This window comes from Microseira wollei NIES-4236 (genome assembly GCF_020521235.1).
Lineage (GTDB): Bacteria > Cyanobacteriota > Cyanobacteriia > Cyanobacteriales > Aerosakkonemataceae > Microseira > Microseira wollei.
On record NZ_BLAY01000003.1, the window covers coordinates 101,099 to 112,553 of the forward strand.

Annotated in this window: 10 protein-coding genes, 3 tRNA genes and 1 pseudogene; all 14 read right to left on the bottom strand. The window is 44.6% G+C overall.

Annotated elements, in window-relative coordinates:
• Nucleotides 1-366: 366 nt before the first annotated feature.
• Nucleotides 367-1,770, bottom strand: a complete 1,404-nt coding sequence (locus MiSe_RS02225) for a serine hydrolase domain-containing protein (RefSeq protein ID WP_226573922.1) — start codon at nucleotides 1,768-1,770, stop codon at nucleotides 367-369.
• Nucleotides 1,771-1,999: 229 nt separating this feature from the next.
• The gene (locus MiSe_RS02230) at nucleotides 2,000-2,467 is read right to left on the bottom strand and encodes a hypothetical protein (protein WP_226573925.1); all 468 of its coding nucleotides are present in this window, start codon (nucleotides 2,465-2,467) and stop codon (nucleotides 2,000-2,002) included.
• A gap of 21 nt (nucleotides 2,468-2,488) precedes the next feature.
• Nucleotides 2,489-2,869, bottom strand: coding sequence for a 50S ribosomal protein L7/L12 (rplL, locus tag MiSe_RS02235; RefSeq protein WP_226573928.1), 381 nt, complete (start codon nucleotides 2,867-2,869; stop codon nucleotides 2,489-2,491).
• A gap of 65 nt (nucleotides 2,870-2,934) precedes the next feature.
• Nucleotides 2,935-3,008 (bottom strand) — tRNA-Ser (locus MiSe_RS02240).
• A gap of 31 nt (nucleotides 3,009-3,039) precedes the next feature.
• Complete coding sequence (locus tag MiSe_RS02245) at nucleotides 3,040-3,837, bottom strand: hypothetical protein (protein ID WP_226573931.1); 798 nt, start codon at nucleotides 3,835-3,837, stop codon at nucleotides 3,040-3,042.
• 234 nt (nucleotides 3,838-4,071) lie between these two features.
• Complete coding sequence (locus MiSe_RS02250; protein WP_226573934.1) at nucleotides 4,072-4,755, bottom strand: hypothetical protein; 684 nt, start codon at nucleotides 4,753-4,755, stop codon at nucleotides 4,072-4,074.
• A 654-nt stretch (nucleotides 4,756-5,409) separates the two neighbouring features.
• A tRNA-Ile gene (locus tag MiSe_RS02255) sits at nucleotides 5,410-5,481 on the bottom strand.
• Nucleotides 5,482-5,675: 194 nt separating this feature from the next.
• A tRNA-Leu gene (locus tag MiSe_RS02260) sits at nucleotides 5,676-5,744 on the bottom strand.
• Nucleotides 5,745-5,863: 119 nt separating this feature from the next.
• Nucleotides 5,864-6,064: a hypothetical protein gene (locus tag MiSe_RS02265; protein WP_226573952.1), complete on the bottom strand. Its 201-nt coding sequence runs from the start codon at nucleotides 6,062-6,064 to the stop codon at nucleotides 5,864-5,866.
• A 97-nt stretch (nucleotides 6,065-6,161) separates the two neighbouring features.
• Nucleotides 6,162-6,359, bottom strand: a complete 198-nt coding sequence (locus tag MiSe_RS02270) for a hypothetical protein (RefSeq protein ID WP_226573955.1) — start codon at nucleotides 6,357-6,359, stop codon at nucleotides 6,162-6,164.
• 332 nt (nucleotides 6,360-6,691) lie between these two features.
• A complete protein-coding gene (locus tag MiSe_RS02275; protein WP_226573958.1) occupies nucleotides 6,692-7,675 on the bottom strand; it encodes a GNAT family N-acetyltransferase in 984 nt (327 codons plus the stop codon).
• A 16-nt stretch (nucleotides 7,676-7,691) separates the two neighbouring features.
• Complete coding sequence (locus MiSe_RS02280; RefSeq protein ID WP_226573961.1) at nucleotides 7,692-8,651, bottom strand: GNAT family N-acetyltransferase; 960 nt, start codon at nucleotides 8,649-8,651, stop codon at nucleotides 7,692-7,694.
• 595 nt (nucleotides 8,652-9,246) lie between these two features.
• The gene (locus tag MiSe_RS02285) at nucleotides 9,247-10,074 is read right to left on the bottom strand and encodes a class I SAM-dependent methyltransferase (protein WP_226573964.1); all 828 of its coding nucleotides are present in this window, start codon (nucleotides 10,072-10,074) and stop codon (nucleotides 9,247-9,249) included.
• A gap of 440 nt (nucleotides 10,075-10,514) precedes the next feature.
• Nucleotides 10,515-11,455, bottom strand: a pseudogene (locus tag MiSe_RS02290) (hypothetical protein); the annotation flags it as partial.

Here is an 11,455-nt window from a genome sequence, read left to right on the forward strand (position 1 = left end):
AAATAAACTGACAAACCAGTCTATCCTGTATGTATGCTCTATCAGTTGGGGCGCGGCGACAACTACCATTGTAGATTCAGCTTTTGCTTTAAAAGCGGCCATCTTTTGGTTTAAGTCACATTGCTCGTGGACAGCTTATGCTTCTACTTTGTCCAGCTTATGGTTCAAGTAACAACCGTTGGATGGAAGGCTGAGTGTAAAGATGTTTCCATTCAATTAGTTTCCCCAGCGAGTGGGGACTCCAACTCCTGAAAATTCCGAGTGATTTTGATGCTGTTTTGTTTCCATTCAATTAGTTTCCCCAGCGAGTGGGGACACAATCACAATTAGAAGCGACTACGCAAGTTTTTCGTTGATGGCTGCTTTTTACTCCGGTTGAATTTGAATTCCGGCGATTTTATCATCTTTTGTCAATCCGACGGTGAGCAGTAAAACATTATCTTGATAATTACGATACGTCACTCGGTAACGATAAAGTCTAACTTCGCCTTGTTCAGTGCGTTCAACCAGTTGCAGGTCAACAAATGTGCCGAGCGATTTAAGAAAATCTCCGGCTTGTTTGTTTCTGTCGGGAAACAGAGCAGTAGCGGCTTCGGGTGTGAAAAGCTCTCGTGAAACAGTTCCGTCAACTGTTTTTTGCAAAACTTCTTTGACAAACGCGGTTACTTTCGGCTCTTTGTCTTCAATCGAAGAAAGTGCGGGCAGTGCAACGGCGGGGCTATAAATCGCGGCGACACCGCGAGCCAGTTTTTCTTCGCTTGCCTCAATCAAATTAGCAAAAATTACTACTGTCAGCTTCTCGTCAGGATAGCGCACAATAAAAGATTTAAAGCCCTGCCACGCGCCGCCGTGTTCGATGATTCGCTTGCCATTGGCTTCGCCCAGCCCCCACCCAAAGCCGTAAGGATGAGTTTTTCCATTGTTTAATTTAACGGGTGTCCACATTTGTTCGAGAGTTGTTTTCTTAAGCAGTTTCTCGCCGTAAAGCGCGGCATCCCATTTCGCCATATCGTAAACGGTGAGATAAAGCGCACCGTCGGCGGTGGTATTAACAGACGGCGAAACCCATTGCTGATTTTTGAGTTCGCCTTTGACCAACATATAACCTGCGGCGCGGTTCGGAATAATATCGTCTTCGTTGATAATTCGCGCAGTCGTCATACCGAGCGGCTTAAAAACACGCTCTTGCAGGAAATCGCCGTAAAACTTGCCTGAAACTTTGTTGATTAAAATGCCAAGCGTGACATATCCCATATTGCTGTAATCCCAGTTCTCGCCGGGTTGAAATGCGAGCGGCGCAGCTTTAATCTTTTTATAGAATTCGTCTTCCGTGTAATCGGCGCGGTAATCAAAATCTTTCGGGTAATCGCCCATTCCAGAAGTGTGCGTCAAGAGATGGCGCACGGCGATGTTTTTCCAGCTTTCAGGCGCATCCGTAAAATATTTATTGATTTTATCGTCAAGGCTAATCTTTCCTTCTTCAACCAATATCATCACGGCTGTCGCGGTAAATTGTTTACCAATCGAACCGCTCTGAAAGATTGTTTCGGGCTTAACCGGGACTTGATGCTCAACATTTGCCAGCCCGTAGCCTTTGGCATAGACAATTTGCCCGTCTCGAAGCACCGCAAGCGAAACGCCGGGAATTTTCTGTTTCTGCATTTCGTCTTTAACAAATTTGTCAACTTTAGCTGTCATATCGTTTTGTGCAAAGCAAGACGCGGCAAAAATTAAGAGCAAAAAAGCGATTGCGGCAAGAAATTGGTTCATAATTTTTGGCTCGTAAATTCTAAAATTGTGATGGGGCAACGACGGCATGAATTAACGCCTCTGGATTTAACTAATGCTTACCGGCAACGATTTGATATGGAGCATATGCTTGCTGGTGACAGGTCACCGCGCAAGTTAAAAGAGCTTTTTTTTCAACCAAGCTGAAAAAGCCAGCCAAGCAGTATGTATGCTCTATCAGTTAGGGCGCGGCGACAACTACCATTATAGATTAATTGGGAAACGGTTTCAAGTCAGGTTCTACCCAGTGTTTACGAGCTTCCCAGGACATCAGTAACTGGCGGCTGTAGTACTCAAAGGGTAGATTTTTGTCTCCATAACCTAGTAGCAGATAATTTGCCAAATGTACCAGGGGAAAGTTTACACCTTCAGCGGCAAGAAAGTTGCGAACTATCTGTATCCAAAATAAAGTGATGGTTTCGTGATAGCCGCTGTATTGAGTGGTTTTGATACCCTGCGCTGCGTTGTATTTTTTGATGCGTTCGCGAAGCGTGCCTTCAGGCGTATCGCGTATCAATTCCACCACTTCTGTTTCCGGATAACGAGTGAGATACCACAGCGCAACAATTAAATGCGCCTGATGCGTCCATTCTTTACGCGGTAAGGTGCATTTCTCAAATGAGCGGACTAGGTTTTCTATCTCATTGAGAGTGCGGTATGAGGTGGTGTTGTGAGTCATGCGTTCGCTCTCCAAAATCCTTTATTTTAGGGAAACTTTAGCACCGACTGATTCTAGGTGTTGCTTGATTTCTTGGGCGTCAGTGAGTGCGATCGCTTCCTTCACCACCTGGGGTGCAGACTCAACAAAGTCTTTCGCTTCTTTCAAACCCAAACCTGTCAAAGTTCGTACCACTTTAAGAACGGCAATTTTCTTATCAGCGGGAACTTCTTCCAGAATTACGTCGAACTCAGTTTGTGCAGGTTCAGGCGGTTTAGGCTCGTCTTTTTCAGGGTTAATGATAACTTGAAGAGGAGAAGCATCTACACCGAAGGTAGCTTCGATTTGCTTAACCAGTTGAGCTGTTTCCAGGATAGTCAGGGATTTTATTTGTTCTAAAATTGCAAAATTTTTATCAGACATGGCTACCTCCGATGAATATTAAGTTGTGAAATTTAGCACCCCGCGCAAGTTGAAAAAGCTGTTTGTTTCATACGCAGGATTTGAACCTGCATAATCTTGATTTCAAGTCAAGCGCCTTTTCCGTTTGGCTAGTATGTAAGCTTTTTACGTTAGGGCGCGGAGTGAAAGCTTTAATTTAAATTCAGTTGCTTCATAATGTATTTAATTTGTTGCTTGTTACATTGGCGTTTGCTGACAGCGACTTTTGTCGCTTTCCAACCACTTTTCGGATTTTTTTCGTATTCTACCCATAAAAAATTCATAGCTTCCTCATTGGGTGGAATATCTTGGAACGTGACTAAATACCACAAATCGTTCAATTTGCAATATTTGTGGTATTTGTCGATAACTAGGCGATCATCCTCTTTAGCAGGTTTAGGTTCTCTAGGCGGTTTTTCGACAAAACAGAGAATTCCTGTATCGGGGTGGACGTAAACTTGCTTTCTTAGCCGCCTCCACCGTCCATTAGCGAAATGATATTCGCGATTGCTTTTTGAGTAAAGTACGCCATCAATTAGCACCACATCTCGTTCAACCAAATCCCAGACATGAGAGAAAAGACGTTGACCAGTTGTTGTCCGCTTATCGATACGCTGACACAATTCACTGTAGATATCATCCCAATGTTGCCCTACTTTAGAAAACAGCCAGCGACGCAGTGGCGCTAGATTTTTTGAGAAATCTTGCTTGCCCACACAATTATGTGCATGACTTTGCCAAGGACGACGCATAGATTCGTATTGATTCGATTCATATAGCTGTCTGGCATTTCTTGCTTGCTGACGGCTGAGTTCTTCAAGTTCAGCCATGTCTGCCCTCAAGTCATCGTCGCTCTTTTGGATATTTTTCTTGTAGCCTGGAGGATATTTGAATCTCGTCCTTTCCCGAGGACGTTCAAACACGATTTTGTCTAAGCGATGTTCGCTCATAAATCAATCTTAAGCTATGTTGTGTTGAGTGCTGCAATTATTGGTGACAAAATCGTTTTATAGCGTGAATTAACAGCATCTTTTTTCCTTTAATTTGGAGGTAATATTGTCACATTTCGCACAAGTCGATAAAGCTTTTGTGCTTTAGGGAGCGGAGTGAAAAATTTAATTTTTTTATTTCAAACCGCGTAGGCCGTCTTTGTTTGTACAGCCGCGATTTCAATCGTTCGGCTACTAATTTTTTGCCAGGTACTTCATGATGTGCTTAATTTCCTTCTTGTTACACTGGCGCTTGCTGACAGCATAGCCTCGATGCCAATATGTTTTTTGCACAGGTTCAATACCTTTAACTTCTATCTCTGGTGGATAATCTTGAAATGTTACTAAAAACCACAGATCGTTCAGTTTGCGGTATTCGTGGTAATTATCGATAATTAGGCGATCGCTAGCTTTTTGCTCAGGTTTCTTTTTCTCTCGTTCTGCTTGACAAAGAATCCCCGTTTCAGGATGAACGTAAAGTGCTTCACCTCTCCAGCCAAAGTATCTGTATCCATTTTTCCTGTAAGGTACTCCATCAATTAGATCAACGTCTCTTTCTACGAATTGCCATACATGAAAAATCAGATGTTGTCCGCATAGAGTTTTTGTATCAATCTGCTGACAGAGTTCGTTGTAGACAATATCCCAAGGTTGTCCTACCTTAGAACGCAACCAACGACGAATTGGCCCCAAATGGTCAGAGAAATACTTTGTTTTCCCCCTCATCTTGATTAAATAAGGAGAAAGCAATCCATCTGTGCTGGCAATTTCAGTAATTTCTTGCAGAGTTTTCCTGTGACCTTTGATTTTCCTAGAACTTAGCCTCAATCCGCCACGAGGACGTTCAATGACAATTCTATCCAAGCGATGTTCGCTCATAAATTAAGCTTGTTGCGCTATTTCGATTGCTGTTTTGATTCGGATTATTTGTAAATAGATTGGAATGATATCGGTGAAGTAAAAGCATTTTTCTCTCCTTTGAATTACACAAGTTAATAAAATGGCTTCGCACAAGTCGAAAAAGCCGTATTACAAGTTGCAATTATCAGGTTTGATCCTAATAATTACCGCCGTTCTTACCAGGTTTTATCCCGGCAGTGGACGCGCAAACCTTATCTAACGAGAGATTTGGAATGCTTCGCTAGTCGGTCGCCCGAACATCGCTACCTTAGGGCCGTTATAGTTACGTCAAGTATGTAGGCTTTTTCTGTTAGGGTGCGAAGCGAAAAAGAATTGCATATTTTAGATTTTAGATTGCAGATTTAAGTTGATAAAATCTGCAATCTAAAATCTGCAATCTGAAATTTTTAATGCCCCGCACAAGTTTGTAAAGCTTTTGACAACTCCGATCGTTCTACTACTGAACTACAGCCGCATCATTCACGCGGCTGGTAGGATTCGCACCTACGACTTATCAGTTGGATTATGTGTGTAGGCTTTACAAGTTAGGGCGCGGGACAGTTTAAAAGGTTCGGTATAAATGATTCGGTATAGTGTCGAGTAAAACAGTGCGCGCAAGTTAAGAAAGCTGTTTGGTTATACGTGGGATTTGAACCCACTACCAATCGATTATAGGTCGATCGCTCTACCAAATGAGCTAGTATGTAAGCTTTCTAAATTAGGGCGCGCATTGCTTTCCCTCAACGATTAACATAATCGGGAATTACGCAAAGAAACCGGGTTTATATGCAAAATCTTCGACTTGGAACTAGAGATATAAGCAGAAACAAAGGTGATATGAGTGTCTGTTTGTTTTTTACAAGTTGGTCACTACGCGCAAGTCAAAAAAGCCGTTTGTTCATACGCAGGGATCGAACCTGCATAGACTTGAACCTAAATCAAGCGCCTTACCATTTGGCTAGTATGTAAGCTTTTTCTGTTAGGGCGCGTAGTGTTCCAGCGAGTACGAGGGAGAATTTCAGATTTAAGATTGCAGATTGCAGATTTGAAGAAATCTGCAATCTTAAATCTCAAATCTGAAATTGTTTTAGCCGTAAACGGCTTCTGGGCGGATAATTAAGTCGCCGCTGGGACGCCGATCGACTACGTAGAGTTGGAAGCGATCGCTCGCAACATCAAAGTGCTGCGCTAGTCTTTCTTTGATGGCTGTATCGTTCATTACAGCGGTGACGCCCAGTTGATTTTCTGCTAGGTCGTAGGAACGTCCTTCAAATCGAATATGTACCATTGTCAGCACCTCCTTTGATAATTTTAGATTGAAGAATTGTAGATTTTAGATTGAAGAGAAGTCTATCAAGGGAGAACTGCTAACACTTGAATGATTCTTACAACAAGAAACGCCGCTCTAGGTGATAGACTTGCTGGATTTGACGGAGTTCTTCAGTGAGTTTTGTTTGTCTGAAGTAGTCAGAACCTTGGGGTTCTAATTCCGTCTCGGATGGGTTGGAGTTAAACTGTGGTTGGATTTTCCACTTAAATGAAGTCGGCAGCCAACCAAACAGTTTTGTGTAAAGTAACAACATGGATGGTTTTCGTCTCTATTACGAGACGCCTCCATAAACGTCCGTTGGAATTCCCAATGTTTTATTCAGTTTTCAAGGTGCAGATTCAGCGCGGGGTAGAGGTTTTGACCTCTCCTTTGGCTGCACTGTAATTTTATACTACTTAAGTACTACAAAGTTGTCAAGGGGCTAGAAAAAGTTTTTTTGTGCGTCTCCTGGCTCCTCTATTCCTCTCGTTCCCTGGCTGAGCCAGGGAACGCAGGGGTAGAGGCTCTGCCTCACCCCAGAGGCAGAGCCTCTAGGGTGGCGTTACCAGGCGGGAGCCTGGTAACGAGGTGGCTAGGTGGAGCGTGCTAGACATCTTTGTAGTACGAAATATTGGTGTGAAGTTTGCGGAAACCAACTGACTCGTAAAGCTGCAAGGCACCGTTGGGATTATCCGCATCGACACCCAATTTTGCTGTATCCATTCCAGCTGCTTTTAACTGATGCATTCCAGCGAGTAACATGGCTCGTCCCAATCCAATTTTGCGGAAGCCGCGTCGCGTTCCCAGGTCGGCGATCCAGCCTTCTTTGCGAGCGAAATGTTCATTTTCTTCTGGGTTGATATAGCAGAAACAGAAGGCGGCAAAAGTTCCATCGGGCGCGATCGCAACCAAATCAAACTCTGGTTGGTAATTGGGGTCAGTGAACCAGTGCTTGTGACTCTCAACCGTTAAAGGGTGATGATTCCAGTGGTCGATAAAGGTTTGGTTGAACATTTCTACCCACGCTTCGACTTCCTGTTCGCCTTGTAGTTGGCGGAGGGTGAAACCTTCTGGCAATTTAGGTTCTGGAAGTGGTTCAACAAGGGATCGCTCCATTGTGAAAAAGTAGCGATCGGGTGTAAAACCGCTGCTTTCTAATATAGCCATGCGTTCGCGAAGCGTCTCCGAAGGAGAATCGCTATTATCATCGCGGCTACCCGCACGCAACCGCACGCACACCCCGCGATCGGTTGCAACTTCGCGCATCCGTTGTTCCCCCCAAGCGATCGCTTGCTTCTCCAGATAGCCGCCACGGGATTGGGGGTGAACGTTAAACCACAGAAAGCCATCATTGTTGTCACCGGATGGCGGAATCCACATTTGACCAAAGCCAATTAGCTTGCCATCTGCATCTTCCCAAAGGCGGATATCTTGTTGTTTGTCTATGGATGGATCGTCAAATTCCAACCGCAACTCGGAAACCGATATCCAATCATCCTGGCGCTCAAATGCTGCACAGGTGTTTAGGAGGTGCGCGATCGCTTCTAAATCCGCTTCACCCCCGTAGGGGCGCATTGTTAGCGTTAGCATAAAGGTGATTTTGCTCTCAAACGTACTTGAAATAAGAGATATTGGTGTGAACTTTACGGAAACCAACCGTCTCGTAAAGCTGCAAAGCACCATTGGGATTATCCGCATCCACGCCCAATTTTGCTGTATCCATTCCTGCGACTTTCAACTGATGCAAACCAGCGAGTAACATGGCGCGTCCCAATCCCATTCTGCGAAAGCCGCGCCGCGTACCAAGCATGTTAATCCAGCCATCTTTGCGTCCGATTTGCTGATTTTCTTCTGGGTTGATATGGCAGTAACAAAAAGCAGCAAATCCTCCATTGGTTGCAACGGCAATCAAATCCAGTTCTGGTTTGTAATTGGGGTCAGTTAAGAACTGCCGATACCGCTCAACCTGCCAAACGTGATAATTCCAATGATCGATAAACGACTGGTTTCGCATTTCTGTCCACGCTTCGCTATCCTGTTCTCCTTTGGAATTACGCAGCGTGAAATTTTCTGGAAACTGAGGTTCTGAAAAGGTAGCAAGTAGCGACCTTTCCATCTCAAATATGAATCGCTCAGATGTGAAACCGCAACTTTCTAGTAACGCGATGCGAAGTTTATTATCATCGCGACTACTGCAAAGCAACTTCAACCGCACCCCAGGTTTGGGATCAACTTCGCGCATCCGCTGTTCACCCCAAGCAATAATTTTCCTCCCCAATTCGCTTCTAGAGGCGTTAGGATGAACGCGAAACCAAAACGAGCCATCGATTTCCTCGCCTGACTCTAGGATTCCGATCCCGCCGAAGCCAATTAAGTTGCCCTCCCCATCTTCCCAAAGGCGTATATCTCGCGTCGGATCGAACGATGGCATCTCCAACGCCAACCGGACTTCGTTAACTGATATCCACCGCTCGACGCGATCAAATGCTGCACAGGTGTTGAACAGGTGCGCGATCGCTTCTAAATCCGCTTCACCCCGGTAGGGGCGCATCGTTAAAGTCAACATATCCAGCGTAATACCATGCCTACTTCATCGTACTACACAACCGGATAAATCGTGTCTCACTCAATCGGGTGATATCATGTCCGCTTGCTTCGGCATCGCATGGGGGGGCGGGTTTATCAATACAATTCGATTAAGTAGGTGAGTATAAATAAACTGAACACAGGGCAGGCGGGACGCCCACCCCACAAGAGATCTGAAATTCTTGTGGGGTGGGCAGAATGCCCGCCCTATGCTTAGATAACTATTTTCACTTTATTTACCTGCACCTACTTACTGGTAAAACCCGCCCCTACAAAACTACAGGACTTACGCGCCACCAGGTCATCACCTTTGTTTCGACCTAGATCTCTAGTTCCCTTTCCCAAGGATTTTTGATAGAAACTTTGGTGTTTGCGTAAGTCCTGAAACTATTAACTGTACGATTCCGATACGAAGGGACGTGATATGAGACAAGCTAAAAATGCTCAGGTTGTGTATAGTTTTTGATTCCAACCGGACATGATATTACGCTCATATTCCGGGTTTCTATGAAAAATCCTCTAAACTAGCTCCCCGACTTCTTGAAGAAGTCGGGGAGCTGGGTAAAATCTGCAATTTAATTTAGTTTTCGGGCAATGTGAAAAGCGGAAAGATATGAGAATTGAAGATTTTCTCCAAAGTTACGCTCTATCTTTTCCCTCAAACCTTCAAATAAAGAAGCCCTAATCTGCGGATCTAATTCTAGATAGGGCGAGTAAGTGCTTAAAAGCATCAAATAATCATTATTGCTATAAGTAACTTCACTCGTAACCTGTTCGGACACTAAGTCTTTGAATCGACCAGAGTCTAGGACACTCTGCCCAAAACTTTTCAGACTTTCTTGCTGAGTTTCTCTCGATTCATATCGCGCCAGCAAAGAGGGTGCGTATATTTGATAGACTTCCCGCAACACTTGGTACACTTCATCTTGGGGCTGAAGTTCGCAGTTCCACAACAAAATTAGAGAGCCATTTTCTTGTAATGCATCTGCCGCTTTCTGATATCTAATTTCTGGTGCTATCCAATGGATAGAAGTTGCTGCTAAAACTGCATTAAACTTCTCAGGTTCTAGTGAGTATTCTTCAAATGTGGTATTTTGAATTTCTACATTTGGATACTGGGCGCAATTGATTTTTGCGAACTGACAAGCTGCTTTACTTGGCTCAAGACAAACCATCGAGAAACCAAGTTTCGCGAATGCTACGGTGGCATTTCCTGGGCCACATCCTAGCTCAAGAATAGTTGCTTTAGATGGAAGTTGGGTTAACTCCAAAACCCGATGAATCAGATTCTTAGGATAGCGGGGTCTTACCTTGTTGTAGGCATCTGCTACAGGGGAATACCATTGTTTTTTCTGTGACAAATCTTTAGCATACCAGGTTTTTATTTTTTCTGAATCTGTCATAATTTATGAATGCGATCCCAATAATTTAAAATCGTTCCCAGGTTCAACCTGGGAACGATATCCGGTGGGCTGCTGCCTCCCTTGGTGCGAGAGCGAAGCTACGCTGACCCTTCAGCAGGACGATTTTAAAACCGGGGTTTGTAATTAACTCAAGTTGCTAGTTATCTCATGTTTTGGGGCTGGCGCATTTGCCTAGAAATATTTCTTGTTTGCCGACAAGATAACAGCGCAAATGCGCCAGCCCCTACTAATAACGAAATCAGGAAAAATTCTGACTTTTATCCAGCGCTATTAGCAATTAGCTATTAACGCAAGTTGCTAGTTATAAACAAGCGCGTTGCTAATTGCTAATTGCTAATTGCTAATAAAGGATTTTTACTGACATTAGCCATTAGCCATTAGCCATTAGCCGCTCTGAGAGATATAACTAGCAACTTGAGTTACTTAGCAACACGGTTTTCCAATTGTTCAATGCGTTGCTGCTGCTCGCGGATAGTGTTGTCCTGATGGATGAGATAAAGGGTCAACTCTTCCAGCTTTTGCAACAGGTTCATCGCAAATTCTGGGATGTTGATGCCAGAATTTTTCATCTGTTCGCCCGACTGAATATTAGGAAGATGTCCATGCTTGCGGATGAACCCCTGCACATCACTGAGGGTTGGTAGATCGTAGTTGGCTGCAAAGACGAAGTCGGCTGGCTTTAGTGAAGCGCCTCCCACCAGGATGTCACCCGTTCCGCCATCAATGTGAACCATGACTTGACCAGCACTATTGAGCAAACGAATGTCCCCATTGTGACCATTACCACCCATGGTGATGTTGCCATTACCACCATCAATGTGAACACTCTGTTTGCCTTCTGGATCCAGCAGTGTGGCATCCCCTTGGGAACCATTCCCACCCAGGGTGATGTTGCCATTTCCACCATCCAAGTGGACAGTCTGTGTGCCATCTGGTTTTAGCAGTGTGACATCCCCTTGGGAACCATTCCCACCCAGGGTGATGTTGCCATTTCCACCATCTATGTGGACAGTCTGTTTGCCATCTGGTTTTAGCAGTGTGACATCGCCTTCGGACCCATTTCCACCCAGGGTGATGTTGCCATTTCCACCATCTATGTGGACAGTCTGTGTGCCATCTGGTTTTAGCAGTGTGACATCGCCTTCGGACCCATTTCCACCCAGGGTGATGTTGCCATTTCCACCATCTATGTGGACAGTCTGTGTGCCATCTGGTTTTAGCAGTGTGACATCCCCTTCGGACCCATTTCCACCCAGGGTGATGTTGCCATTTCCACCATCTATGTGGACAGTCTGTGTGCCATCTGGTTTTAGCAGTGTGACATCCCCTTCGGACCCATTTCCACCCAGGGTGATGTTGC

Excerpts from the sequence above, each read along its gene's own strand:
- MiSe_RS02280 (WP_226573961.1), bottom strand. The coding sequence starts at position 8,651 with ATGTTGACTTTAACGATGCGCCCCTACCGGGGTGAAGCGGATTTAGAA.
- MiSe_RS02275 (WP_226573958.1), bottom strand. The coding sequence starts at position 7,675 with ATGCTAACGCTAACAATGCGCCCCTACGGGGGTGAAGCGGATTTAGAA.
- MiSe_RS02225 (WP_226573922.1), bottom strand. The coding sequence starts at position 1,770 with ATGAACCAATTTCTTGCCGCAATCGCTTTTTTGCTCTTAATTTTTGCC.
- MiSe_RS02230 (WP_226573925.1), bottom strand. The coding sequence starts at position 2,467 with ATGACTCACAACACCACCTCATACCGCACTCTCAATGAGATAGAAAAC.
- MiSe_RS02285 (WP_226573964.1), bottom strand. The coding sequence starts at position 10,074 with ATGACAGATTCAGAAAAAATAAAAACCTGGTATGCTAAAGATTTGTCA.
- MiSe_RS02250 (WP_226573934.1), bottom strand. The coding sequence starts at position 4,755 with ATGAGCGAACATCGCTTGGATAGAATTGTCATTGAACGTCCTCGTGGC.
- MiSe_RS02265 (WP_226573952.1), bottom strand. The coding sequence starts at position 6,064 with ATGGTACATATTCGATTTGAAGGACGTTCCTACGACCTAGCAGAAAAT.
- rplL (WP_226573928.1), bottom strand. The coding sequence starts at position 2,869 with ATGTCTGATAAAAATTTTGCAATTTTAGAACAAATAAAATCCCTGACT.
- MiSe_RS02270 (WP_226573955.1), bottom strand. The coding sequence starts at position 6,359 with ATGTTGTTACTTTACACAAAACTGTTTGGTTGGCTGCCGACTTCATTT.
- MiSe_RS02245 (WP_226573931.1), bottom strand. The coding sequence starts at position 3,837 with ATGAGCGAACATCGCTTAGACAAAATCGTGTTTGAACGTCCTCGGGAA.